The sequence below is a fragment of the Gordonia bronchialis DSM 43247 genome (assembly GCF_000024785.1).
GTDB classification, from domain to species: Bacteria; Actinomycetota; Actinomycetes; order Mycobacteriales; family Mycobacteriaceae; genus Gordonia; species Gordonia bronchialis.
Map to the genome: position 1 here is coordinate 3,493,725 of NC_013441.1, position 24,958 is coordinate 3,518,682.

Below are 24,958 nucleotides of genomic sequence, written 5' to 3' on the forward strand. Positions count from 1 at the left end.
ACTAAGCCTGGTCGCGCAACGCCGCCTTCTTACGTTCGATATCGGCGAGCGCGCGTTCGAGCTCAGCGCGTTCCTCGGCGTTGCGCGCCCAGTCGTCCATCCGGTTCTTCACCACGCGCGCCGGAGCGCCGACGGCGATCGAGTAATCCGGGATGATCCCTCTGACCACCGCATGCGATCCGAGGACACATCCGCGTCCGACGATCGTGTTGCGCAACACCGACACCTTGGCCGCCACCCAGGTGTCCGGGCCGATCCGTACCGGGCCCTTGACGATGCCCTGATCCTTGATGGGCAGCGTGATGTCGTCCATCCTGTGGTCGAAGTCGCAGATGTAACACCAGTCCGCGATGAGCGTGGACCCGCCGACCTCGAGGTCCAGATACGAGTTGACGACGTTGTTGCAGCCGAAGACGGTCTTGTCGCCGATCTTGAGGCTGCCCTCGTGGCATCGAATGGAGTTTCCGTCACCAATGTGGACCCAGCGCCCGATCTCCATCCGAGACAGCTCCGGCGTGGCGTGCAGCTCGACGTTGCGCCCGAGGAACACCATCCCGCGCAGCACCACATGCGGATTGGCCAACCGAAAGCGCGCGAGCCGGAAGTAGCGGACCAGGTACCACGGCGTGTAGGCCCGGTTACGCAGCACCCAGCGCAGCGAGTCCAGGGTGAGGAAACGCGCCTGCGCAGGGTCGCGGCGGCGTCCGGCCCGCCATCGGCTCCGGTAGGAGGCATTCCACATCGTCGTCATGACGACAAACCCTAATCGACGCGATTTCGGCGCACGATAGGCTCTGAGGCTGGTGCGTTCGCCGGCCGGAACCGGCGGACGCTCGCTGTGATCGTCCCGACCCCGGGGCCAGGCGTTATGACAGGAGCACCGATGGCGGAGCAGAACCGGCACAGGCAATCATCGTCGCCACGTTCCGGGTCCGCCCGCTTGCTCATGATCGTGGTGGCGGTCTGTGCGGTCGTCCTGTCGGCCTGCTCCGACGGTCACATCGACGTCCGGTCGCTACCCGGTCTCGGCTGGCCGAGCTACGGCGGCGACGCGAACAACGCCAACTTCACCACCGCGACGGTCCCCGATGATCTGGCGCTGTCCTGGAGCCGGCCGACCGGCGGACCGATCACCGCGCCGCTCACCGTCTCGACGCGTTCCAATGTCGCGGTGACCTCGCGAACCGAGAACGGCTGCAACACATTCGTCTTCGACCCGACCTCGGGGCGCAAGAACTTCTGCAAGCGGATGCGTGAGGGCGTCGAGGTGTCCGCTCTGCTCATCGACCAGTACGACCAGCCCTACATCGGCGAGCAGACCACCTTCCTCGCGTTCAATGCCGGCGGTGCCATTCGTTGGCGGGCACCGGTTCTGGGTGTTCCGCTGTCGGCGAAGTTCGCCGCCCCCAACATCGCGCTGGTCGTGACGACCCAGGGTCAGATCCAGTTGTTCGACACCCAGACCGCGGCACTCGTTGCGCCGGAACTGCTTCTGCGCCCCGACGCCGATCCCGCCGATCCGCTGTTCGGTTTCGGCGAATGCGTGGACAACGGTCCACGGTGTGTGGTGCCCGCTCCCCCCGCAGTCGATGCGGCGCATGAACGGTTCTTCCTCAACGTGTGGCCGCCCGGTGCGATCGCCTCGCAGGTGCGCGCTTTTACCTATCACCAGGTCGACGGGAAACGCACCGTCGCCGAGGCCTGGCACGCCGACGTCCCCGGCGGTGTCGTGGGGCCGGCGACCGTGTCGGCCGATGGGGCCACGGTGTACGCTTTCTCGCGGCTCGGACAGATCGTCGCGCTCGACGCGGCGACCGGGAAAACCCGGTGGACCTTCGACAACGGCGGCTATGGGTTTGCCACGATGGCGGTCTCGCCGGACGGGCTGATCATGCCGACGGGTGTCCCCGGCGCACCACTCACGCTGCTGCGCGACAAGGGTGACCGGGCCGAACTGGTGTGGAAGCGGGACGATCTCGCGTCGGTGAGCCTCTCGACGCTGACATCGTCGGGCACAGCGTGGACCGTTGTGCGCGATCCGGGTGCCCAGACGCTGTCGCTGGTGGAGGTGTCCACCGCCGACGGTGCGCCCAAACGCACTCTACCGCTTCCGGAGTCGGTCGGTTTCGCCACCGGCGTCGCCGTCTCGCCCAGCGGACAGATAGCCGTCGCCACGCATATCGGCGAGGTCTACTTCTTCGACTCCAAGAGCAACATCGAGGGCTGAGGGGTCAGAACCGGATTCCCGGCTCACAGAGGAATCCGACGCCCTTGCGACCCAGGCGCGTCAGAATGAGCGTCAGCGGCCGTGAACCCTTGAGTTTCAACCGCTTCCGCAACTGATCGGGGTCGACGTCGAGTCCGCGCACCAGGATCTCCAGCGTTCCGCAGTCCTGTGCGCCGAGCGCCTTGCGTAACGCCTTCTCGGCCACGCCGACCTGCTCGATGATCCGGAATCCACGCTCCCCCAAGGGAACGGAATCGCCGGTGAGGTAGGCGATGCGCGGATCGAGTAGCCCCAACCCATGCCGGTGCGCGTAGTTGCGGACCAGCCCGGCCCGCACGATCGCGCCGTCGGGATCGATGATCCACTCGCCGAGTTCACCGATCGGGACGTCGTCGGGTTCGGCGTCGGTCAACTCGGTGCGTTCGACGGTTCCATCCGGTCCGGTACGCAGAACGGTGGCCCGTCGGAACGGAATGGCGTGCGGACCTGTCCAGAGCACCGCCTCGCGAACCCCGCCGTCCAACGAGGTGATCTGCACTTCGCCGTCGAACCCGAATCGGTTGCGCAGCATCGAATAGTCCAGTCCGGGAGCGCATTTCACAATGAGGGACCGCCCCGCGTAGGTGGTCATCAGATTCAGCAGGGGCGGGGTGAGCTGATCGAGCCGGAAGACCCGCCCGGCGCCGGAGCGTCGCGCCGGGTCGGCCAGGATCACGTCGGCGGTGGATGTCGGCGTCAGGGCATCCGCCCGCAGCAGCGTCGCCGACGGCACGTTGTGGCGCGCCATAGCGAGCCGAACCGGGTCGATGTCGCTACCGATGACGCCGGCGACGCCCGAGGAGTGTGTCAGTTCGGCGAGTTCGGCACCGACAGAGCAGGTGACATCGTGGATCACCGCGCCGGGCACGCGGTCGGCGATGTCGGCGGCTCGCTGCTGCGCGACAACGCTGTTGGTGGCCTGTTGCAGCGCCTCGTCGGACAGCAGGAGATCATCGGCGCCACGCAGCTTCCCACGCGCACGGCGACGGCAGGTGACCGTCTCGATCAGGGCAGCGTCGTGCCCGTCGTATCGTGCGCGGAGCTCGGCGATGTCGGCGATCATCGACGGTGCCGTCAGCGCCAGCGACGACGCCGTCTCGAGTGCTTTGATCCCGTGCCGCGAACGGAGGAACGCGACATCCCCGACCGAAAACGTGTAGCTCATCACCGACAACTGTAAGTGGTGGCCGCGAGTGTCCGGTTTGACCGATTAGGTAACCACCCACAACCTGTGCATCCAGACCCGGTACGGCAGCTCCATGGACGAAAAATCCGCAGAATACCGCGTGGTGGCAATTCGCTCATCGGACCCAACGGGACGCCGCTGACGCTCGTCGACACGCACAGTGGCGGCTACGCCGACATCCCGCCGCTGAGCCGTATCACCTTCATCAAGACGGCCGGGGGCTAACAAGGCCATCAACTCCGTCGTCGGCATCTTGGCGGCGACGGCCACGTTCAATCCGGTGTCGAACTGACCTCACAACGTGGCTCTGCGCGTGGCCTTGGCCGGGTCGATACAGAGGTCGGTGTGGACGCCCGCGTCCCACGTCGCCTTATCCGACTATCTCTGCGACTGACACCGCCACAGTGATGGATCGGGCCGACGAAAGCGCCCTGTCCTCGGGGTGAGGACGGGGCGCCAGGGCGTGTAGGACGGTCCGCCAGAAACAGTATTGCACTTTCACGGAAAGTGCAATACACTTTTGGTATGCGGGTCGAGATCAAGCCAAGCGCCCTCAAGTGGGGGGTCAGCGAAAGCGAGATCGCGGCCGTCGTCGCCTATCCGATGCTGCGAGTGACCCTCGCAGCACGCATGGCCGGTGCGCTGCCCGTCCTGCACATCGGACCGGCCAGCGAGAATGAGCCGTATCTGGAAGTCATCGTCGACCTCGCCCCCACTGTTCCGGTCGCATTCCACGCGATGGTTCTGCGTCGGCGCCTTGCTACCAGCCTCGGCCTCGACCAACTGATCGACATCAACTACGGACCACAGAAAGGTGCCCACAATGCCTGACTACGACGCAATGGCTGACGACTACGCCGAGCATCCACCCACTGCTGATGAGGTGCTTGCGGTGGAGGTGAGCCCGTCTGCTTTGAAGACTGGCCGTCCACGCAAGGGTGCAGCGAAGGGGCGCACGCCCACCATGTCAGTGCGTCTGCCCGCCCCGTTGCGCGCCAAAGTTGCCCGTGTGGCCAAGCGTGAACACATCGCCGAGTCGGAGGTCATCCGGCGGGCGGTCGAGCAGTTCACAGATTGACCGATCGTGACATGCACCGCGATGACGGTGGCGGGGTAGTTCGTTCGACCGACTCACGAAATCGGCGATCCAGGGTCTAGGGCTTCGCGTACCTATCTTTCTCTCAGAAGGGCAACGCCGCCCAGGTCCACGCCCAACCCCGACCCGTACCAACCGCCGCCCCTGGGCCAAACCCCATTCGTGCCGCCGAAGAAGAAGCGGAAGAAGTGGCCATGGGTCCTGGGAGCGATCGCCGTCCTGGTCATCGTCATCGCGGCCGGCTGTGACGTCGTGACGGTGCAGCGGGCGATGGGCCACAAGGGCGCCACCACCACCACGCTGAACACGTACTCGCATCTGTGGCCGAAGGCCGAGGACCGGACCCGCGCGGCGGTGGCGAAGCTGCTGACTGAGCAGCTGCGGGCGGACAGTAGCGACAGCGGCTCTGACCTGGACTAACTGGGCTTGAAACCGCTGACCACCACGTTGTAGAAGAACTTCGGCGGCACCACCTTGCGCAGCACGTTCTCGTCGAGCCAGGTCATCCGCTTCCAGCCACCGAAGGCGAATCCGGCCCAGCCCCAACCGAGTTTGTCGGCGGGGACCGCAGCTTCGAAGGTACGCACCGGCCAACCGAGCATCGCGGCGGCAAGCTCTTCGGTGGCGGTCTGCACGCGTTGCGCACCAGCGGATTTCGCGATGCCGGCCAGCTCATCGGGGTCGAAGGTGTGGATGTCGACGACGGCCTCGAGCGCGGCGGCCCGGGAAGACTCGTCGAGCTCTTCCTGTGGTCGCCGCCAGCCCTTGAGCGGACCGAACTTGGTGATATTGGTTGTCGCCCACCACGTTGCGCGGCTCATCCAGCGTGCGTAGAAGTCACCGATGGTCGACGGCTCGCCCGCGAAGATGAAACGCCCACCGGGCTTGAGCACGCGGAGCACTTCGCGCAGCGCCTGTTCCACATCCGGGATGTGGTGCAGCACAGCATGTCCGACGACGAGGTCGAAGGTGTTGTCGTCGTAGGGGATCTTCTCCGCGTCGGCCACCCGGCCGTCGACGTCGAGGCCCAGGTTCTGCGCGTTGCGCAGCGCCACCTTCACCATGCCGGGTGAGAGGTCGGTGACCGACCCCTTCTCGGCGACGCCGGACTGCATCAGGTTGAGCAGGAAAAATCCGGTGCCACAACCGAGTTCCATGGCCCGCCCGTAGGGCAGCGCGTCGTCGGAGGCGACGGCGTCGAAGCGTCCGCGCGCGTAGTCGATGCACCGCTCGTCGAAGCTGATCGACCACTTCTCGTCGTAGGTCTCGGCCTCCCAGTCGTGGTAGAGCACCTGGGCGAGCTTGGTGTCCGCGAGCGCGGCCTTGACCTGCTCTTCGGTGGCGTGCGGATTGGGTTCCGGATCGGTTTCCGGGGTCACATTGGTCGTCATCGCGTCGTCCCTCCCTTGATGTCGCGAATCACTTTCCGAGGAATTTCGCCTTGCCGGGTCCGTTCTCCACGAAGGATTTCATCCCGATGGCGCGGTCTTCGGTGGCGAACAGCGCGGCGAAGAGCTGTTCCTCGATCTTCAGTCCGGTGGCAAGGTCCACACCGAGGCCCTGATCGACGGCCTTCTTGCCGGCCGCGATCGCCACCGACGCGGCATTGCGGAACTGCCCAGCCCACTTCAGCGCGGCGTTGTAGACCTCGTCGGGCGCGACGACCTCGTCGACCAGCCCGATGGCCAGCGCTTCTCCGGCGCCGACGAAGCGTCCGGTGAAGATCATGTCCTTGGCCTTCGCCGGTCCCACGAGCCGGGCGAGCCGCTGCGTGCCACCACCGCCGGGAATGACCCCGAGCAGCACCTCCGGCACCCCGAGTTTGGCGTTGTCCCCGGCGATGCGACGGTCGGCGCCGAGCGCCACCTCGAGTCCACCGCCGAGGGCGTAACCGGTGATCGCCGCGACCGTCGGCTTGGGGATCTCCGAGATCGACCCCAGCGCATCCTGCAGCCGTCCGGCGATCTTGCTCATCTCCGCATAGGTGAGATCGTTCATCTCTTTGATGTCGGCGCCTGCCGCCAGAACCTTGGGGCCGCCGTAGATGACGACGGCCTTGATGTCGTCACGCAGCGTCGCCTCGTCGGCCGCCGCCGCCAGTTCGCTCTGTACCTGGCGGTTCAGTGCGTTCATCGGCGGGCGGTTGAGCAGGATGGTGCCCACGCCGGGGTGTTCTTCGGATGTCTCGAGGGTGACGAACTCAGCCATGGTCGAAGGCTACCGGGTGGGTCTGTACCACCGCGCCGCTGCCCCGATCATCGAGACCGGGTGGGCAACGACGTTCCCGACGACCGGACACCGACCCCGGTCCCGATCCGTATGACGTTTGGACCGGATTCCGGACCGAACGTCATACACATCCCCGGCCCGCCCTCACCAGCCTAGTCTTGAGATCATGAGCCCGGATGCGTCCGCAGGCGAACCCGTCGTCCTGACCGTGGGTGATCGGCCGGTACGGATCTCGAGCCCCGATCGCGTGTACTTTCCCGAGCGCGGTGAGACCAAGATGGACCTGGTCGAGTACTACCTGTCGGTAGGTGACGGCATCGTCCGGGCACTGCGCGAGCGGCCATGCATGCTGCACCGCTTCCCCAAGGGCGTGACCGGGAAGAAGGTTCATCAGAAGCGGGTGCCGGCCGGGGCACCCGACTGGCTGGAGACCACCGAGATCTATTTCCCGCGCTACGGACGCACCGCCGACGAACTGTGCGTCACCGAGTTGGCGTCGGTGATCTGGGCGGTACAGATGTCGACCGTCGAGTTCCATCCGTGGAACTCACGGCGCGCCGACCCGGAATCTCCCGACGAGTGGCGCATCGACCTCGACCCGATGCCCGACTGCCCGTTCTCCCGCATCCAGCGGGTCGCCGGGGTGGTCCACGAAGTGCTCGACGAACTCGGAATGCGGGGCTTCCCCAAGACGTCCGGCGGTCGGGGCCTGCACATCTACGTCCGCATCGAACCCGACTGGGGGTTCCCCGACGTCCGGCGGGCCGCGCTGGCATTCGCGCGTGAGGTCGAGTGGCGCGCGCCCGACGACGTGACCACCACGTGGTGGCGCAAGGACCGTGATCCGGCGGCGGTCTTCGTCGACTACAACCAGAACACCCGCGATCACACGATGGCGTCGGCCTACTCGGTCCGCGGCAATCCGCGCGCGACCGTATCCGCGCCCGTGACGTGGTCGGAGATCGATGACATCGAACCCGACGACTTCACCATCGCCACCATGCCGGCCCGCTTCGCCGATCTCGGCGATCTCCATGCCGAGATCGACGACGTCGCCCACCGCATCGACACCTTGCTGGCGTGGGCCGAACGCGACGAACTCGACGGCGACACCTCGGACGGCCCCGAGAGCGTGGATCTCGACGGCTCCTAAATCCCCAGCCGCACACCGACTCCGGCGATCAGCGTCTCCAGACCCCAATCGAAGGTCTCAACCGGCAGCATGGCGACCTCCTCGCTCAGCGCGTACTGCAGCGGCTGTTCGACGGGATCGAGTCGCGCCCGCCGCTGCTGGGGCGTGATGCGGTTCTCGCCGGGTACCGGGTGCCGGTGCTGCTCCTCGATGACGTAACCGGTGACATACGCGTTGAGCACCATCAGGGTGCGTTGAGCATCGATCGGGGTGAGCCCGGCGTCGACGAGCACACGCACAGGTTCTTCGAGGCGGCGTAGGGCGTCGTCGTCGAGCAGCGTGGTACCGGAAACCAGCTTGGCGCCGTCCCGGAAGGACAGCAGTGTGTCCCGGATCCGGTGACCGCTGGTTCGCAACAGCAGCCGCCAGTCGGCTGCGAGTTCCTCGGTGACGGGCTCGTCGAGGAGCCGGCGCAGAATGCGCGAGGCCATCTCGTCCTGTAGGTCGGTCATGTCACGCACGTGGTAGTAGAGCGCGCCGGCGCGCACACCGAGCCGCGCGGCGAGGGCACGGGCGGTGATGCCGTCGAGACCTGTTTCGGCGAGTTGCTCAAACGCGGCATCGACGATGGCGCCGCGTGTCAGACGACCGCTGGGCATGACCCTCCCTTGACATTTGAACGTTGTTCAGCAGCGCTAGCAGACAGGCATTTGAACACTGTTCAAAGGAGTTGATCATGAAAGCAGCAGTCGTCACCGAGATCGGCCGCCCACCCCACCATGCGGATTTCCGCGAACCCGTCGCCACCGACAACCTTGTCGAGGTGGAGATGCTGGCAGCCGGTGTCCACCAGATCGTCCGGTCCGTTGCCGCCGGCGCCCACTACTCCTCCGGCCACGAACTCCCCTTTGTCGTCGGCGTCGACGGCATCGGGGTCATCGACGGCCGTCGCGTCTACACCGGCGGATGCCCCGACCCGTTCGGCACCCTCGCCGAACGGACCGTGGTCCCCCGCGGTTTTGCGGTCCCCCTACCCGATGCGCTTCCCACCGAAGTGGCCGCGGCAATCGTGAACCCCGCCTTGTCGTCGTGGATGCCGCTGGTCAAGAGCGGTGTCCCCCAAGGCGGTACGGTCGCGGTCCTCGGCGCGACCGGAGTGTCCGGTTCGCTCGCCGTGCGCATCGCACTGCACCTCGGTGCGGGCCGGGTGATCGCGGTCGGGCGCAACGCGGACGTTCTCGACCGCCTCGCCGGCGACCCGCGGGTGACCACCGTGTCGCTGCTCGAGGACACACCCGGCGAGCGGCTCGCCGCGCTCTTCGACGACGGTATCGACGTGGTGCTCGACTACCTGTGGGGACCGGTCGCCGCAATCGCGCTCGACGCCCTGCGTGCACACGGTCTGCAGGCACGCCACCAGCGCGTCGACTACGTGCAGATCGGCACTCTCGCGGGCCGCTCGGTGGATCTCGACGCCGCCATCCTGCGGGCCCGGCCGATCTCGATCTGGGGATCGGGCGGCGGCTCGATCGATCCGGCACTGCTGTTCGCCGAACTCCCCGCCATCCTTGCCCTCGCGGCCTCCGGGGACCTACCGATCGACATCCGCACCGCCGCACTCGCCGACGTCGAGGACGCGTGGACGTCGGCTCGGCCCGGCCGGCTCGTGGTGACTCTCAGAGCGTGATCTCGGGCGGCAGTTGCTCGCCGAGTCCGGCGAAATAGTCGTCGGATCTCTGAAAAGCCAAGCCCGCCAAGCCTTTTCCGGCACTCACCGACGGTTCGATCGCCTCGATCGTGCGCTGGGCGGCCAACAACTCGTCCACCGTCGCGAAGCGCGCGACCTCGGTCAGTTGCGCCCACGTCGGTGGTAGGAGGAAATGCTTGCCCGCCGACCATGCGTCGAGCGCTCCCTGCGCGCCGGCCCACCGCGCGACCTCGGCCTCGCTGGTCGAATCGTCGGGTTCCTGTCCGGCGGGCACCGCGGCAAGGAAGAAGCGGGTGTCGTAGCGGCGTTTCTCGTTCACCGGTGTGATCCAGTGCGCGAGCGGGCGCAGCAGATCCGCGCGCAACGTCAACTGACGGGCACGCAGGAAATCCGCGAAGGAGATCGACTTGTCGACGAGCGCGTCACGATCGGCGCGCAACGACGACGGATCCGGGAAGTCCTCACCCGCCGATGCGAGCAACACCCCGCATTCCTCGAACGTCTCGCGGACCGCGGCGCACACGAGTGCCTGCGCGAGTTCGACGCTCGTGGAGAACTGGTGCGCCCACCACGACGGCTCCGGGCCGGTCCAGGCGAGATCGGCGTCGCTGTCGCGCGGGTCCACCCCACCGCCGGGGAACACGGTCATCCCGCCGGCGAAGGCCATCTGCTTCACCCGGCGCTGCAGGAACACCTCGATGCCGTCGTCGCTGTCGCGGGCGAGCACCACCGTCGCCGCGTCGCGCAGCGGTGCCGCCTGGGTGTCGGCGGACCGGGGATCGGCAGATGCCATGTTCTCAAACCTCCAGCGCGGGTCATCGGCCCCGATCACGGGACCTCCGCTCGACACTATGGCATGCGCCGGCGGTGGCTCACGGAGGTAAGCGGTCGGGGGTCAGGGTCAGCCGGCCGACCGTCGGCGATGACCGCCCGCACGCCGCTTGCGACGCGCGAAGTACCGGCCGTCCACCTTGTCCAGCGCGATCTGCTGATGGAATGCCAGCGACAGATTCTTCTCGTTGAGGACGTCGTCAAGCAGTCCTTGCTCGACGACGCCGCCCTCAGACAGCAGCATCGCGTGCGTGAAGCCCTCCGGGATCTCCTCGACGTGATGGGTGATGAGCACGATCGCCGGAGAGTCGGGGTCGGCCGCGAGCTGAGACAACCGGGCGACGAGTTCTTCGCGGCCGCCGAGGTCGAGACCGGCAGCCGGCTCGTCGAGCAGCAGCAGCTCCGGGTCCGTCATCAGGGCCCGCGCGATCAGGACACGTTTGCGTTCCCCCTCGGACAGGGTGCCGAAGGTCCGGTCGGCGAGATGCTCGGCACCCATCGACTCGAGCGACTCCACGGCCTGTGCCCGGTCGGTGTCGTCATAGGCCTCCCGCCACCGCCCGAGCACCGCATAGCCGGCCGAGACCACCACGTCGCTCACCACCTCGTCGGCCGGGATGCGGTCGGCGAGGCCGGGGCCGGTGGCGCCGATACGAGTCGACAGCTCACGCACCTCGACCCGGCCGAGTTCCTCGTTGAGGATGAACGCGGTGCCCGACGACGGGTGGAGTTCGGCACCCGCGAGACGCAGCAGCGACGTCTTGCCCGCCCCGTTGGGGCCGATGATCACCCACCGTTCGTCGAGCTCCACCTGCCAGGAGATGGGGCCGACGAGGGTATTGCCGCCACGCACCAGGGTGACGTCGCGAAAGTCGATCAACAGGTCGGGATCGGATTCGGTCACTCCCCCATCCTGCCCCACAACGGGGCGCGGAATCGACGCGAAACGCGACTTCGGGTGGCCGTGTCGGAGCGGTCCGAGGGAATAGACACGGGTCGTTCCGCCTTGTTCTTGAGCGTGACGTCCCCATCTGTACCGCTCTCCATACTCGACCTCGCACACATCGGCTCCGGCGAGACCGCCGCGCAAAGCTTTGCTGCCAGTGTGGATCTCGCGCAGCGCGCGGAGACCTGGGGGTACCACCGCATCTGGTATGCCGAACACCACAACATGTCGAGCATCGCCTCGGCGGCCCCTGCCGTTCTCATCGCGCACATCGCGGCACACACGTCGACCATCCGTCTCGGTGCGGGCGGTGTGATGCTGCCGAATCACTCACCGCTCGCCATCGCCGAGCAGTTCGGCACCCTCGCCGAACTCCACCCCGGCCGTATCGATCTCGGTCTGGGCCGCGCACCGGGCGGCGACCAGAAGACTTTCGGTGCGCTGCGCCGCACCATGGCCGACGCCGACCGCTTCCCCCGTGACGTCCTCGAACTCCAGGGTTACCTCGGCGATCAGTCCCGCGTCGAAGGTGTTCGTGCGACTCCCGGCGCCGGCACCCACATCCCGCTGTACATTCTGGGTTCCTCTTTGTTCGGTGCCCAACTCGCCGCAGCACTCGGACTGCCGTATGCCTTCGCGTCGCATTTCGCGCCGCAGGCCCTGACCGAGGCCGTTGCCCTCTATCGACGCGAGTTCCAGCCGTCGGCAGAGCTGTCGCAGCCCTATGTGATCGCCGGCGTGTGCGTCATCGCCGACGACGACGCCGACCGCGCCCGCGAACAACTGCAGGCCGCACGGCGCCAACGGGTCAGCACACTCTTCGGACGTGGCCGCACGTTCACCGACGAGGAGGCCGACGCCATCCTCTCCACGGGACACGGCCGTCAGATCGACGAGATGCTCCGCTATGCGGGTGTCGGCACACCGGCCGAGGTGCGTGACTACCTCACCTGGTTCGCCGGCCATGCCGACGCCGACGAACTCATCGTCGCCTCGCTGGCCCCCGACCGTGAGATCTGGCTGAACACCTTGGCGCACCTGGCACCTGCAACCGAGGGCACACCCGCGAGTCCGGTTCCGGCCGACGCCGGTTGAGCCCCGCCCATTCGCCGATCGAGTCCACTCCAGCGTCCTGATCGGGCCCCACTCGAACGCGCTGGTTGAGCCGCCGCGTGTCGAAACCATCCGTGACACAACAACATCCGCAACCACCGCGGCCGGATCAAGCGAGCCAGAAATCCTCGAAGTCGAAGCCGGGCACCACAATACAGCTCACCAACGCCGGTTCGTCGGCGGCCGGACGCGCACGCTGCCACCGACCGGGTGGCACCACCACCTGCGGTTGGTGACCGGCCGACAGGTCAGGACCGACGAGGATCGTCGTCGGGTCACCGGGGACATCGCCATCACCACCGAGATCGAGTGCCACCGGTGAACCCCGGTGATACAACCAGATCTCGGCGCTGCGGACCGTGTGCCATCCCGACTGTTCACCCGCCAACAACAGGAAGTAGATGGCGGTCCCGGCCGATCGGTTTCCCGAATACACCTCGGGTAGAACACTGTTCGGGATCGTCAGCGTGCTCCGCCAGGTCTCGGCAAACCAGCCACCTTCGGGATGGGGCTGCAGACCGAGGCCGGTAGCCCAGTCGGGCAAACCTGATGCGCTCATGTCCGGACCTCCGCGATCACCGTGACCGAGCCCGGGGCGATCTCGGTGAAACCGGCGTCGCGCACCGCGATCGCGCGACCGGCCGCATCGGCGGCGAGCAGCTCGGTCCACCGGCCGGGTTCGGCCTGGCACACGCTCAACGGACAATCCGCCGCCCGCCACGAGGCGGACTGTTCCAGCGTCAGAAGCTTCACCGCGAGCATGGCGCCGTGTCCGACCTGCGCGGCCAGTTTGCCGACGGTCATCTCCAGACCCGGGTTGGTCCACAGCACCACGCCGGGTCCGTCTGCGTGCGTGGGCAACTCACCGTCCACCTCGGTTCCGCCGATCTGCAGACGCGCGATGCGACGGTCCACGTCACCCACCCGCCCGGGCACCAGGGCACGTGCCTGCACCGTCCCCGCACCGACCGTGACACCCCAGACCTCCTGTGCGGCAGCCCATTGTCCACCGCGGGCACGTCGCGCGATCTTGCGAATGCGGGCATCGCACCAGGCGTCCATGGGTGCCGCCCACGGTCCGTCGCCGCCGGCGCGGTCGTCGAGACACAGCAGGGCGACCGCGCGGGCCGCCGCCACCAGCAATGCGGCACGGTCGGGCGGGTCGGTCTTCTCGATACGCAGCACCATCTGCACGCCCAGTACGTCGGCCGGGTCCTCGGGATCGTCGTGGCCACCGACGTAGTCGACCAGCCGACGGTAATCGTCGGTCAGCGCAGCCGTATCCGGCTCCGGACCGGACACGTCACTGCAGCGGCACACGCCGCAGGACACCGTCTGCCGCGTCGGCCGCCTCGATCTCGTCACGGGTGACACCGAGGATGAAAAGGACGGCGTCGAGGAACGGGTGGCTCAGCGCGGCGTCGGCCACCTCGCGCAGCGCCGGTTTGGCGTTGAACGCGATACCCAGTCCGGCCACCGAGAGCATGTCGATGTCGTTGGCACCGTCGCCGACGGCAACCGTCTGCTCCATCGGCACGCCCACCTGGTCGGCGAAGGTGCGCAGTGCGCGCGCCTTGCCCGCCCGGTCCACCACCTCACCGATCACCCGGCCGGTGAGATGACCGTCGACGATCTCCAGCGTGTTGGCGCGCACGAAGTCGAGTTCGAGTTCGTGGGCAAGTCCGTCGATGACCTGCCGGAAGCCACCGGACACGAGTCCACAGTGATAGCCGAGCCGGTGCAGGGTCCGGATGGTGGTCCGCGCCCCCGGGGTGAGTTCCAGCGACGCCGCGACCTCGTCGACGACGGCGGCATCGAGTCCGGCCAGCGCCGCCACCCGCTCGTGCAATGACTGGGTGAAGTCGAGTTCACCGCGCATGGCTCGTTCGGTCACCGCCGCGACCTCGGCCTCACGGCCGGCGTGGGCGGCGAGCATCTCGATGACCTCACCCTGGATGAGCGTCGAATCCACGTCGAAGACGATGAGCCGCTTGGCCCGTCGGGCCAGGCCGCCGCGCTCCACCGCGATGTCCACCGAATGGCGCGAGGCGACCGCGGCGAGGCCCTTGCGCAGCGCGGCGTCGGCCGCCACATCGGCACGACCCTGCACGCTCACCATGAGTTCGAGGCCGGTGAGCGGATAGTCGGCGATGCCGCGGATCGAGTCGATGTTGCCCCCCTGCCCGGCGAGTTCGGCCGCGACCGCACTGAACGCGCGCGGGGTCACCGGACTCCCGAGAAGCACCACGGCGTGGCTGGACGGGGCCTGCCCGGCCGTAGCGGCGCCGACCTCCACGGCCACGTCGATGCCGACCGAGGCCATGGCCTGTTCGACAACGTCCTGCACGTCTTCGGGATCACTGGTCACCGAGACCAGCACACCCAGCGTCAGACGACCGCGGATGACCACCTGCTCCACATCGAGCAGACTGACATCCTGCCCGGACAGGGCCGCCATCAGCGCCTTGGTGACACCCGGTTTGTCCGGACCGGTGACGGTGATGAGAACGGTGGTTGCGTCGAGAGATGTCCCCGAATGGTTCGCCACCGGCTCAGCTCGGGTCGCGATCCCCGGATGCCTCGTGGCCACCGGTGGTCAACGGGTCACGCCGCTTGTCCTCGACGACCTTGCTGTCGTGCCCGTGGCCGGGGCCGACGTGTGCCTCGGCACGCATCCGCTCGACCATGTGCGGGTAGTGCAGCTCGAACGCCGGTCGCTCCGAACGGATGCGGGGCAGCTCGGTGAAGTTGTGCCGCGGCGGCGGGCAGCTGGTGGCCCACTCGAGCGAGTTGCCGAAGCCCCACGGGTCGTCGGTGGTGACGACCTCGCCGTAGCGGTAGCTGCGGAAGACGTTCCACAGGAACGGCAGGGTCGACAGGCCGAGGATGAACGCGCCCAGCGTCGACACCATGTTGAGCGTGGTGAACCCGTCCGACGGCAGGTAGTCGGCGTACCGACGCGGCATGCCCTCGTTACCCAGCCAGTGCTGCACCAGGAACGTGGTGTGGAAGCCGATGAAGGTCAGCCAGAAGTGCCACTTGCCCAGTCCCTCGTCGAGCATGCGCCCGGTCATCTTGGGGAACCAGAAGTAGATGCCGGCGTAGGTGGCGAACACGATCGTGCCGAAGAGCACGTAGTGGAAGTGCGCGACCACGAAGTAGCTGTCGGACAGATGGAAGTCCAGCGGCGGGCTCGCAAGCAGCACACCGGTCAGGCCACCGAAGAGGAACGTCACGATGAAGCCGACGGAGAACAGCATCGGCGATTCGAAGGTTATGTGCCCTCGCCACATCGTGCCTATCCAGTTGAAGAACTTCACACCGGTCGGTACGGCGATCAAGAACGTCATGAAGGAGAAGAACGGCAGCAGCACCGCGCCGGTCACGTACATGTGGTGAGCCCACACCGCCACCGACAGCGCGGCGATCGCGAGCGTTGCATAGACCAGGCCGGAGTACCCGAAGATCGGCTTACGGCTGAACACCGGGAACACCTCGGACACGATGCCGAAGAACGGCAGTGCGATGACGTATACCTCGGGGTGACCGAAGAACCAGAACAGGTGCTGCCACAGGATCACGCCACCGTTGGCGGGGTCGTAGAGGTGGGCGCCGAACTGCCGGTCGACCTCCAGACCCAGCAGCGCAGCGGTCAGCAGCGGGAAGATCAGGAGAATCAGGACGCTGGTCACCAGGATGTTCCAGGTGAAGATCGGCATCCGGAACATCGTCATACCCGGGCAGCGCAGACAGACCACGGTGGTGACCATGTTGACCGCACCGAGGATGGTGCCCAGACCCGAGACACCGAGGCCCATGATCCACAGGTCGGCGCCGACGCCGGGCGAGTGCACCGCGTCGGTCAGCGGGGTGTAGGCGGTCCAGCCGAAGTCGGCGGCACCACCGGGGGTGATGAATCCACCGACGGCGACGGTCGAGCCGAAGACGAACAACCAGAACCCCATCGCGTTGAGGCGGGGGAAGGCCACGTCGGGCGAACCGATCTGCAGCGGCAGGACGAAGTTGGCGAAGCCGATCACGATGGGTGTCGCGTACATCAGCAGCATCACGGTGCCGTGCATCGTGAACAGCTGGTTGAACTGTTCCGTCGACAGGAACTGCATGCCGGGGTGTGCCAGCTCGCCACGCATCAGCAGGGCCATGAGGCCGCCGATGAGGAAGAACGCGAAGCAGGCGGTGATGTACATCATGCCGATCAACTTGTGATCGGTTGTGGTGATCAGCTTGTAGAAGAACGACCCCTTGGGCTGATAGCGCTCCGGAAACGGACGCACTGGAGCCACTTGGGTGGTGGGCTGGTCTACCGCGGTCACAGATCCTCCTCTTGCCCGACGTCTCCCGGAGCCGCACAACGACTCCCGAGACCATCGGCACATGAACAAACCGAGCGCTGGTAACTGATCCTAAACCCTCCGGGCCGCCCGAGCCGAGCGGGTCCTACGATCTGTCGTAATTGATTGTCGCACCACCACATCAGCGCTGATCAAAGGCCATTTGGACGCGGCGCGCACGGCGTGTGAACCGCCCCCTGCACGCGGCCGGCACCGAGCGGGCGAGGGCCGGGGGTGCGCGATGCTAATTTGGGCGGGTGCAGCGCAGCGGTGTGAACAGTGGAGACGGCGATCGGCCTGTCGGCGATCGAGGCCGGATCATGCGGTTCCGGAGAGCCGTCGCGGTCGTCGCACTGATCGTCGCGGCCACGATGCTGGCCGCGTGCGCCGAGGACGACACCCTGCGCACCCCGGACGGCCGGCCGATCTCGACGTCGACCACCCGGATCGCCGAGGTCAACCTGGTGACCCCGGAACGCGACTTCTCCAAGACCTGTCTGCAACCGACCGCCCCCGACGCCGGGCAACCCGACGTCAGTCGGATCGTGGTGACCGATCCCGCCCTGCTCGACGCCGTGTGTGCGCTGGGCATCGGACCCAAGGTCGTCGCGGTCACCGCCGCGCCCGGCAGCGTGATGACCTACCTGGGACCTCAGCTGACCTCGGTGCCCGCCATCGGCACCACCCCGGACGCCGCGGCGGTGGCCGACGCGAAACCCGACGTGATCCTGACCAGCCCGGCGACCGCGTCGTCGGCCACCGCGTTCGCGGGGGTGCGGACGGTCAGCGTCGCGCCGGGCACCTGGCAGGAACAGTTCCAGGCGGTCGCCGACGGGCTGGGCCGCAGTGAATCGGGTGTTCGGCTGCTCAAGCAGTTCACCACCCGGGCGACCAATGCGGGGCGCTGGGCGGATGCCGCGCACACCTGGGTCTCGCTGGTGCGGTTCACCGACGACGAGATGGAACAGATCGCCGGGAACAGCACCTTCGCCGGCCAGATCCTCGCCATGATGGGCGCCCAGCGGCCACCGTCGCAGCGCGGCGCCGAGTCGTTCACCGTGACCGACAAGAATTTCCGGGACGCCGACGGCGACCTCATCTACGTTAGTTTCCAAGGGCCCAAGGGCCTCGACCACGGCAAGCAGGTATTACTCAGCGACCGCTGGCTCGATCTCGGTGCGCCCACCTGGAAGCGCGTGCTCGCCGTCGACGACGACGTCTGGTACGGCACCTCGGGACTCGCCGCGGCCTGGCTGGTGCTCTACGACGTGAGAGGTTCACTGGCAGATGGGTCCTCGGCAAACTACTGATCTCATCACGCAGGCCACGGCGCTGCGCGAACTCCACCGGCCCGGCGACCCCGGGGTGTTCCCCACCGTGTGGGACGCCTGGTCGGCCGCGCTGGCCCAGTCCGCTGGGTTCGCCGCACTCACCGTGGGCAGCCACCCGGTGGCCGACTCGATCGGGCGCTCCGACAACGAGGGCATGACCTTCGACGAGTTGCTCACCCGGGTGGCGCAGATCGCCGACGCCGTCAGCCTCCCCTTGTCGGTCGACATCGAATCCGGATATGGGGAGTCGCCCGATCGCCTCATCGACGGACTCCTCGGTGTCGGGGCCGTCGGACTCAACATCGAGGACACCGTCCACTCCGAGGGCGGACGCCTGCGCGAAGCGGCCGAGCACGCCGACCTCGTGGGCGCACTGCGTGCCGCCGCCGACTCCGCCGGCGTGCCTGTCGTCATCAACGCCCGCACCGACCTGTTCATCAAACAGGTCGGTGACGAGGCCGACCGTGTGGACCGCGCCATCGAACGTCTCCGGCTGTGCGCCGATGCCGGTGCCAGATCCCTCTACCCCGTCGGCCGGCACTCCGACGACGTGCAGCGGCGCCTGACGTCCGAATTGCCGTTGCCGGTGAACGCCATCGCCGTACCCGCACTCGATTCGCTCGCCCACTTCGCCGAGCTCGGCGTCGGCCGCATCAGTTTCGGTCCGCTGTGGCAGGCCGATCTCGCCGAGCGCAGCAAGGAACTTCTCGGGCGCTGGCGGTGACGTTCTCGGTCAGGACGTCCGCCGGGTGACAACGGCCGGGTGACATTCGCTCACGCTGGGTCCAACCCTCCCCGCCGACCACCCGATCCATAAGTGTGGACGCATGTCTGTCACCGACGAGTACCTGGCCAACAACGCCGAATTCGCCAAGACCTTCTCCGGCCCGCTCCCGCTGCCGCCGAGCCGGCACGTCGCCGTGGTCGCCTGCATGGACGCGCGTCTCGATGTGTACCGCATCCTCGGCCTCGACGACGGCGAAGCGCACGTCATCCGCAACGCGGGCGGTGTCATCACCGACGACGAGATCCGTTCACTCGCGATCAGCCAGCGACTGCTGGGCACCACCGAGATCATCCTGATCCACCACACCGACTGCGGGATGCTCACCTTCACCGACGACGAGTTCAAGCGCGAGATCCAGAACGAGATCGGCCAGAAGCCGAACTGGGCCGCCGAGTCGTTCACCGACCTCGACGAGGATGTCCGCCAGTCCCTCAACCGGATTCGCAACAGCCCGTTCATCACCAAGACCAGCTCGCTGCGCGGATTCGTCTTCGACGTGGCGACCGGAAAGCTCAACGAGGTCGCGGCCTGACAGACCACACTGATGGTCGCACCGCCGGGGCGCCGTCGGTGCTGGACGCATGATGTCGGTGCGGGGACATAAGGTGGGGGCATGGCCACAACAGTTCCCGAAGGATATGGTGACCTGCTCGAGCGCCCGGTCGTCGGCGTACTCAGCACGGTCGGAGCCGATGGTGTCCCCAACGCGACACCCATGTGGTTCCAATGGGATGGAACGTATCTGCGCTTCACCCACACCAAGGCACGCAAGAAGATCCGCAATCTGCAGGGCAATCCGAACTACTCGTTCGTGATCACCGACCCGGACAACCCGTACCGTTATCTCGAGGTCCGCGGCACACTGGAATCGGTGGAGGACGACCCGACCGGATCGTTCTACGTGGTGCTCGGTAAGCGGTACGGCAACCCCGACCAGGAGGCACCACCGGATGCCGCCGACCGCGTGATCCTGTCGCTGAATGCAGACTATTTCGGCAAGAAGTAAGCACCCGGCGACCGCGTCGGCCGACGCCCCCGCCACACTGCATCTGTTGTGGCGCACCGGCGTCGGTATGGCCGCATGGGTCGACGACGGTGAGGTCACCGAACTTGCCGAACCGCTGGCCGACGCCCTGCACGGGCGTCGCTTCCGCCGGGAGATCGCGATCGTCGACGCAGCCGGTGGGCGTCGGTTCGTCGCCGCGGCCACCCTCGGGCTGACGTCGGCAGTTGCCGTACTGGATGCGTCGCGCTCGGCGGCCGTCGCCGGCGACGTGCGCTGGTACCGCTACCTCCTCGACGGCGTCCGCGCAGTCATCGGTGCCGGCGCGGTGGCCCCGACCGTCGCCCACATCGCCGGTGAATGGGTCGTGCGGTGGCAGGCGATCGGCACACCTACGTGGCGCAGCTGGACGGCCATCGTCACCGGTGGCGCACCCGCCGCACTGATCGACAATGGCGGCAACGACGCCCTCCTGGACTTCCTCGCCGAGTTGGTCGACCACGAAACACGGTGTGCCATAGGCGCTTCTGTCCCGCGCCACGGCGCACCGGCGCCGCGATCCCCGATCGTGCGGGCGCTGCTGCCCGAGGCCGCGGCAACCGCACCCTGCGCGCCGGAACGACTCGCCGCGGCGGCCTCGGCCTGGGATCGCTGGAACTCGGGCACCCAGCGCGACGACCACACGCTGCTGTTCCGCCTCCACGAACCCGAGTCCGACGAGCCCGACGACTGGACCGGCGATGATTGGGGTGACGAGCCCGACCCGGTTTTTGCCGACCCGGCCGACACCGCCCGCTGGCGCCTGCAGGTGTGCCGACGCAGTGTCGGCGGGCACGTCGAACCCGTTGCGCCGCATCGCCTCGATGCCCACGAACTCGACGAGGTCACCACTGCACTCGCGGCAGCGGTGCGGTCCTTCCCGGAGCTGTCCGGCGCCGACCCCGATCGCGCCAGCCTCGACTTCCTGCTGCCGACGCCCATCACCGAGGCACTGTTCGCGACCGGGGCGGCCGCCCTCGGCAAGGCCGGATTCCCGGTGCTGCTGCCACGCACGATCGCCGAGGTACGACCCACCCTCGGACTGCGCGCGACACCGGTGCCCGGTGGCGGAGCCCCGGCCGCGATGGTCGGCCTGCGCGAGATCCGCAAGTTCGAATGGCGGCTCGCCCTGGGGGATTCACCCGCCGCCATCACCCTCACCGACGCGGATCTAGACGAATTGTCCCGCCAGAAAGGCGATCTCGTCCGAGTGCGTGGTGTCTGGATGCACGCCGAAGGTGCCGCTTTGTCCCGCGCGGCGGCCTTCGTGGTCACCCAGCGCGCCCTCGCCCGCGACCAGGCGCCCGCCGACATGGGCGAATTGTTCGGCATGCTCACCGGCGCAACAGATCACCTGCCGGTACCGGTCACCCGCGTCGAAGGGCTGTCCTGGCTCGACGACATCGCAACCCGCGGCGCCCTGACCCCTCGGCCACTACCGTCCCCGCCCGGATTCCACGCGCAATTGCGGCCCTATCAGCAACGAGGCGTCGAATGGCTGGCGCACCTCGCCGCGATCGGTATTGGAGCAGTCCTCGCCGACGACATGGGTTTGGGCAAGACCGTTCAGGTGATCGCCGTCGAATGCCATGACCGGGCCACAACCGGCCTGCCGCCGACGTTGATCGTGTGCCCGATGTCCGTCGTCGGGAACTGGGCACGCGAACTGGAGCGGTTTGCCCCTGCCCTGCGCGTCTGGGTCCACCATGGACCGAACCGATTGTCCGGCAACGCCTTCGACGCCGAGTTCGACGACGTGGACGTGGTTCTCACCACGTTCTCCATCGCGAGCCGCGACCGGGAGATGCTCGCCGCGCACCACTGGCACCGCGTCGTCGTCGACGAGGCCCAGCATCTCAAGAATGTGCGGACGATCGCGGCGAAGGCGGTGCGGGCGGTGCCGAGCGCACATCGCATCGCACTGACCGGGACGCCGGTGGAGAACCGGCTGGAGGATCTGCGGGCCGTCATCGATCTGGTCAATCCCGGATTGCTCGGCTCGGCATCGGTGTTCCGGTCCCGATTCGCCGAACCCATCGAGCGTGACCGCGACCCGGCGGCGTTGCAACGGCTGTCGGCCCTCACCCGGCCGTTCATCCTGCGCCGCGAGAAACTCGACCCCGACATCGCCGCCGAGTTGCCGGAGAAGGTCGACATCACGGTGCGCGCCAACCTCACCGTCGAGCAGGCCGGGCTCTACCGGGCGGTGATCGACGAACTCATGGAGGCGCTGCGTGACAAACAGCAGCGCGCATTGCGTCGCCGAAACGTGCTCGCGGCCCTCACGCGGCTCAAACAGATCTGCAATCACCCCGCGCACTACCTCGCCGACGGCACCGCGATGGCGCCGCGGGGCCGGCATCGTTCCGGCAAGGTCGAACTGCTCGCCGACACGTTGACGACCCTCATCGACGAGGGTGACCGCGCTCTGGTCTTCACCCAGTTCGCCGCCTTCGGCGAGATGCTCTCGGGCTGGCTGACCGATACTCTCGGGACCGAGATACCGCTGCTGCACGGCGGGCTCGGGCGATCCGAACGCGACCGGATGGTCGCCGGGTTCCAGGGTGACGACGGACCGCCGGTCATGCTCGCGACACTCAAGGCCGGCGGCACAGGCTTGAATCTGACCGCCGCCAATCATGTTGTGCACGTGGACCGGTGGTGGAATCCGGCGGTGGAGGACCAGGCCACCGACCGTGCGTACCGCATCGGCCAGGATCAGCGCGTCGACGTCCACCGGTTCATCTGCGTCGGCACCATCGAGGAACGCATCGACGACATGATCACCCGTAAGCGCGAACTCTCGCAGCTGACCGTCGCAGCCGGCGAGAACTGGGTGTCCGAACTCGACGATGCCGAGCTGTTCGAACTGTTCCGGCTGCGCGACGAGGCGGTGAGCGAATGAGCCGACGAACCGGTCGCGGTTCCATCGCCGTGCGCGGCTACGCCCTGACGCCCTGGTCGCGCGCCTTTGTCGACGTTGTCGAGGGCCGAACCGGTGGTGGCGCGCCCCAGTCAGCAGATTCGCGCCATATCACCAAGGCGCGCAGGTATTTCGGGGATCGTCACGTGCACCGGCTGGCCATCGATCCGGGTCGGGTCACCGCGTCGGTCGAGGGAAGCCAGCTCGATCCGTTCGACGTGATTCTCTCGCTACGAGAGGTGGACACCGCGACGGTGGCGCGGCTGCTGCGCGACCGCAGTGCCGTCGATGAGCTGATGTCACTGACGCGCGGCGAGCAGCCCCGGGTGCTCGGCGAGCTGTTGGTGCCGACGGAATCTGCCGATGTGGCGTCGGACTGCACCTGCCCCGACGAGGCGGTGCGCTGCATCCACGCGCTGGCCGTCGCCTACGAGGTGGCCGCCGAGATCGACCGGTCCCCGCTGACGCTACTGACGCTGATGGGGACCGACCTGCGTGGGCTGCTCGATGCCGTCGGCGATGCCCCGTCGCGAACCGTCGTCGACGATGGCGAGGCAACTCTGCCCGAGCCGGACTATTTCGGCACGGGCGCTCCCCTACCGTCGCTACCGACGCCGCCGCGGATGAATCCGCTCACTGACCTCGACAGCACCGACCTGCGTCAGGCGCTGCGCGCCACCGGCGTGACCCCCACCGACATGGCGGAGGCCATCGACGAACTCGGGGATCTCTACGACCGGATCGTCGAACCCTGACCAGACGCGGCCGCCGGTCGTCGACGAAATTTGTACGCTCGGGCGTCCGTATCCGCGCTATCCACTCGACGGCCCATCCGGTACAGATTCCAGCACAGCCGACCACCGGCCCCACACCACATCTGTACTCCCCACCGGCTCCGGCCGCACTATCCACGTACACGTCTTGCGGGAGTACAGATCTCAGCGGGGACGGCTCGACGCCGGGCGGCGTCGGCCTCCTAGAAGTCCCAGTCCTCGTCTTCGGTGTTGACGGCCTTACCGATGACGTAGCTGCTTCCCGAGCCGGAGAAGAAGTCGTGGTTCTCGTCGGCGTTGGGTGAGAGTGCCGACAGAATCGCCGGGTTCACGTCGGTCTCGTCCTTGGGGAACATCGCCTCGTAGCCGAGGTTCATCAGCGCCTTGTTCGCGTTGTAGCGCAAGAACTTCTTGACGTCCTCGGTGAGCCCGACCTCGTCGTAGAGGGCTTCGGTGTAGTCGGACTCGTTGTCGTACAGCTCGAAGAGCAACTCGAAGGTGTAGTCCTTGAGTTCCTGACGACGCTCGGCGGTCTGCACCTCGAGTCCGCGCTGGTACTTGTAGCCGATGTAGTAACCGTGCACCGCCTCGTCGCGGATGATCAGGCGGATCAGGTCGGCGGTGTTGGTGAGCTTGGCGCGCGACGACCAGTACATCGGCAGGTAGAAGCCGGAGTAGAACAGGAACGACTCGAGCAGCGTGGAGGCGACCTTACGCTTGAGCGGATCGTCGCCACGGTAGTAGTCCATGACGATCTGCGCCTTGCGCTGCAGCTGGTCGTTCTCCTCTGACCAGCGGAACGCCTCGTCGATCTCCTTGGTGGAGCACAGCGTCGAGAAGATCGAGCTGTAGGACTTGGCGTGCACCGACTCCATGAACGCGATGTTGGTCAGCACCGCCTCTTCGTGCGGCGTGGTGGCGTCCGGGATCAACGACACCGCACCGACGGTGCCCTGGATGGTGTCGAGCAGCGTCAGACCGGTGAACACCCGCATGGTGAGTTGCTTCTCGTACTCGGTCAACGTGTTCCACGACGGGATGTCGTTGGACACCGGCACCTTCTCCGGCAGCCAGAAGTTGCCGGTGAGGCGATCCCACACCTCGGCGTCCTTCTCGTCGGGTACCCGGTTCCAGTTGATCGCCGAGACCCGGCTCACCAGCTTGATGGGTGCGCCGTCGGCGGGGCTGTGGCTTTCCGTGGAGGTCATCGCTCTTCCCTTGTCGTGGGCTTGCTGTATCTGAA

25 protein-coding genes are annotated in these 24,958 nt (G+C 67.1%); 13 read left to right on the forward strand and 12 right to left on the reverse strand.

Features of this window, described 5'->3' with window-relative positions; genetic code table 11:
* Nucleotide 1: 1 nt before the first annotated feature.
* Nucleotides 2-751, reverse strand: coding sequence for an acyltransferase (locus GBRO_RS16240; RefSeq protein WP_012834985.1), 750 nt, complete (start codon nucleotides 749-751; stop codon nucleotides 2-4).
* Nucleotides 752-883: 132 nt separating this feature from the next.
* Between GBRO_RS16240 and GBRO_RS16245 the strand changes: the two genes are divergently transcribed.
* Complete coding sequence (locus GBRO_RS16245; protein WP_012834986.1) at nucleotides 884-2,227, forward strand: outer membrane protein assembly factor BamB family protein; 1,344 nt, start codon at nucleotides 884-886, stop codon at nucleotides 2,225-2,227.
* A 4-nt stretch (nucleotides 2,228-2,231) separates the two neighbouring features.
* Here GBRO_RS16245 and GBRO_RS16250 read toward each other — a convergent pair whose 3' ends face one another.
* Nucleotides 2,232-3,431: a class I SAM-dependent methyltransferase gene (locus GBRO_RS16250; RefSeq protein WP_012834987.1), complete on the reverse strand. Its 1,200-nt coding sequence runs from the start codon at nucleotides 3,429-3,431 to the stop codon at nucleotides 2,232-2,234.
* 546 nt (nucleotides 3,432-3,977) lie between these two features.
* On the opposite strand from GBRO_RS16250, the gene GBRO_RS16260 reads away from it, so the two are divergent.
* From GBRO_RS16260 to GBRO_RS16270, 3 genes are all read left to right on the forward strand, one after another.
* Entirely contained in the window at nucleotides 3,978-4,283 is a 306-nt protein-coding gene (locus GBRO_RS16260) for a hypothetical protein (RefSeq protein ID WP_012834988.1), read from the forward strand.
* Nucleotides 4,276-4,530: a ribbon-helix-helix domain-containing protein gene (locus GBRO_RS16265; protein ID WP_012834989.1), complete on the forward strand. Its 255-nt coding sequence runs from the start codon at nucleotides 4,276-4,278 to the stop codon at nucleotides 4,528-4,530. Before GBRO_RS16260 ends, GBRO_RS16265 begins: the two co-directional genes overlap by 8 nt.
* A 180-nt stretch (nucleotides 4,531-4,710) precedes the next feature.
* Nucleotides 4,711-4,968, forward strand: coding sequence for a site-specific integrase (locus tag GBRO_RS16270; protein ID WP_041919943.1), 258 nt, complete (start codon nucleotides 4,711-4,713; stop codon nucleotides 4,966-4,968).
* Here the strand turns inward: GBRO_RS16270 and GBRO_RS16275 are convergent.
* Together GBRO_RS16275 and GBRO_RS16280 are read right to left on the reverse strand one after the other, a co-directional pair.
* Nucleotides 4,965-5,939, reverse strand: coding sequence for a class I SAM-dependent methyltransferase (locus tag GBRO_RS16275; RefSeq protein WP_012834990.1), 975 nt, complete (start codon nucleotides 5,937-5,939; stop codon nucleotides 4,965-4,967). The genes GBRO_RS16270 and GBRO_RS16275 overlap by 4 nt on opposite strands.
* Before the next feature lie 28 nt (nucleotides 5,940-5,967).
* On the reverse strand, nucleotides 5,968-6,756 hold the full coding sequence (locus GBRO_RS16280; RefSeq protein WP_012834991.1) for an enoyl-CoA hydratase/isomerase family protein: 789 nt from the start codon (nucleotides 6,754-6,756) through the stop codon (nucleotides 5,968-5,970).
* A gap of 187 nt (nucleotides 6,757-6,943) precedes the next feature.
* Between GBRO_RS16280 and ligD the strand changes: the two genes are divergently transcribed.
* The gene (ligD, locus tag GBRO_RS16285; protein WP_012834992.1) at nucleotides 6,944-7,930 is read left to right on the forward strand and encodes a non-homologous end-joining DNA ligase; all 987 of its coding nucleotides are present in this window, start codon (nucleotides 6,944-6,946) and stop codon (nucleotides 7,928-7,930) included.
* Here the strand turns inward: ligD and GBRO_RS16290 are convergent.
* Nucleotides 7,927-8,568 (reverse strand): TetR/AcrR family transcriptional regulator C-terminal domain-containing protein, encoded by a 642-nt coding sequence (locus GBRO_RS16290; RefSeq protein ID WP_012834993.1) that lies wholly within the window; start codon nucleotides 8,566-8,568, stop codon nucleotides 7,927-7,929. The genes ligD and GBRO_RS16290 overlap by 4 nt on opposite strands.
* Before the next feature lie 77 nt (nucleotides 8,569-8,645).
* Here GBRO_RS16290 and GBRO_RS16295 point away from each other — a divergent pair, with 77 nt between their 5' ends.
* The gene (locus GBRO_RS16295; protein ID WP_041919944.1) at nucleotides 8,646-9,596 is read left to right on the forward strand and encodes a quinone oxidoreductase family protein; all 951 of its coding nucleotides are present in this window, start codon (nucleotides 8,646-8,648) and stop codon (nucleotides 9,594-9,596) included.
* Here the strand turns inward: GBRO_RS16295 and GBRO_RS16300 are convergent.
* Complete coding sequence (locus GBRO_RS16300) at nucleotides 9,586-10,410, reverse strand: NUDIX hydrolase (protein WP_012834995.1); 825 nt, start codon at nucleotides 10,408-10,410, stop codon at nucleotides 9,586-9,588. The two genes, GBRO_RS16295 and GBRO_RS16300, sit on opposite strands and share 11 nt — an antisense overlap.
* A 108-nt stretch (nucleotides 10,411-10,518) precedes the next feature.
* Nucleotides 10,519-11,352: an ABC transporter ATP-binding protein gene (locus tag GBRO_RS16305; protein WP_012834996.1), complete on the reverse strand. Its 834-nt coding sequence runs from the start codon at nucleotides 11,350-11,352 to the stop codon at nucleotides 10,519-10,521.
* Nucleotides 11,353-11,466: 114 nt separating this feature from the next.
* On the opposite strand from GBRO_RS16305, the gene GBRO_RS16310 reads away from it, so the two are divergent.
* Nucleotides 11,467-12,489 carry an LLM class flavin-dependent oxidoreductase gene (locus GBRO_RS16310; protein WP_012834997.1) on the forward strand — a complete coding sequence of 341 codons (1,023 nt, stop codon included), beginning with the start codon at nucleotides 11,467-11,469 and terminating at the stop codon, nucleotides 12,487-12,489.
* 127 nt (nucleotides 12,490-12,616) lie between these two features.
* On the opposite strand, the gene GBRO_RS16315 is transcribed toward GBRO_RS16310, so the two are convergent.
* The 4 genes from GBRO_RS16315 to ctaD are packed head-to-tail and all read right to left on the reverse strand — an operon-like array spanning nucleotide 12,617 to nucleotide 16,841.
* On the reverse strand, nucleotides 12,617-13,066 hold the full coding sequence (locus tag GBRO_RS16315) for a cupin domain-containing protein (RefSeq protein WP_012834998.1): 450 nt from the start codon (nucleotides 13,064-13,066) through the stop codon (nucleotides 12,617-12,619).
* Complete coding sequence (locus GBRO_RS16320; RefSeq protein WP_012834999.1) at nucleotides 13,063-13,809, reverse strand: peptidyl-tRNA hydrolase; 747 nt, start codon at nucleotides 13,807-13,809, stop codon at nucleotides 13,063-13,065. Before GBRO_RS16320 ends, GBRO_RS16315 begins: the two co-directional genes overlap by 4 nt.
* Nucleotide 13,810: 1 nt before the next feature.
* The gene (gene serB / locus GBRO_RS16325; protein WP_012835000.1) at nucleotides 13,811-15,055 is read right to left on the reverse strand and encodes a phosphoserine phosphatase SerB; all 1,245 of its coding nucleotides are present in this window, start codon (nucleotides 15,053-15,055) and stop codon (nucleotides 13,811-13,813) included.
* Nucleotides 15,056-15,059: 4 nt separating this feature from the next.
* Nucleotides 15,060-16,841 carry an aa3-type cytochrome oxidase subunit I gene (ctaD, locus tag GBRO_RS16330; RefSeq protein WP_012835001.1) on the reverse strand — a complete coding sequence of 594 codons (1,782 nt, stop codon included), beginning with the start codon at nucleotides 16,839-16,841 and terminating at the stop codon, nucleotides 15,060-15,062.
* Between the two features lie 338 nt (nucleotides 16,842-17,179).
* Here ctaD and GBRO_RS16335 point away from each other — a divergent pair, with 338 nt between their 5' ends.
* The 6 genes from GBRO_RS16335 (at nucleotide 17,180) to GBRO_RS16360 (ending at nucleotide 23,697) form a co-directional block, all read left to right on the forward strand.
* Nucleotides 17,180-18,169, forward strand: coding sequence for an ABC transporter substrate-binding protein (locus GBRO_RS16335; protein WP_012835002.1), 990 nt, complete (start codon nucleotides 17,180-17,182; stop codon nucleotides 18,167-18,169).
* On the forward strand, nucleotides 18,147-18,914 hold the full coding sequence (locus GBRO_RS16340) for an isocitrate lyase/PEP mutase family protein (protein ID WP_012835003.1): 768 nt from the start codon (nucleotides 18,147-18,149) through the stop codon (nucleotides 18,912-18,914). The genes GBRO_RS16335 and GBRO_RS16340 overlap by 23 nt, the downstream gene beginning before the upstream one ends.
* Nucleotides 18,915-19,017: 103 nt before the next feature.
* The gene (locus GBRO_RS16345; RefSeq protein WP_012835004.1) at nucleotides 19,018-19,509 is read left to right on the forward strand and encodes a beta-class carbonic anhydrase; all 492 of its coding nucleotides are present in this window, start codon (nucleotides 19,018-19,020) and stop codon (nucleotides 19,507-19,509) included.
* Between the two features lie 81 nt (nucleotides 19,510-19,590).
* On the forward strand, nucleotides 19,591-19,983 hold the full coding sequence (locus GBRO_RS16350; protein ID WP_012835005.1) for a PPOX class F420-dependent oxidoreductase: 393 nt from the start codon (nucleotides 19,591-19,593) through the stop codon (nucleotides 19,981-19,983).
* Entirely contained in the window at nucleotides 19,958-22,924 is a 2,967-nt protein-coding gene (locus tag GBRO_RS16355; RefSeq protein WP_012835006.1) for a DEAD/DEAH box helicase, read from the forward strand. Before GBRO_RS16350 ends, GBRO_RS16355 begins: the two co-directional genes overlap by 26 nt.
* Nucleotides 22,921-23,697, forward strand: a complete 777-nt coding sequence (locus GBRO_RS16360) for an SWIM zinc finger family protein (protein WP_012835007.1) — start codon at nucleotides 22,921-22,923, stop codon at nucleotides 23,695-23,697. The genes GBRO_RS16355 and GBRO_RS16360 overlap by 4 nt, the downstream gene beginning before the upstream one ends.
* A 221-nt stretch (nucleotides 23,698-23,918) precedes the next feature.
* On the opposite strand, the gene nrdF is transcribed toward GBRO_RS16360, so the two are convergent.
* On the reverse strand, nucleotides 23,919-24,923 hold the full coding sequence (nrdF, locus tag GBRO_RS16365) for a class 1b ribonucleoside-diphosphate reductase subunit beta (protein ID WP_012835008.1): 1,005 nt from the start codon (nucleotides 24,921-24,923) through the stop codon (nucleotides 23,919-23,921).
* Nucleotides 24,924-24,958: the final 35 nt, after the last annotated feature.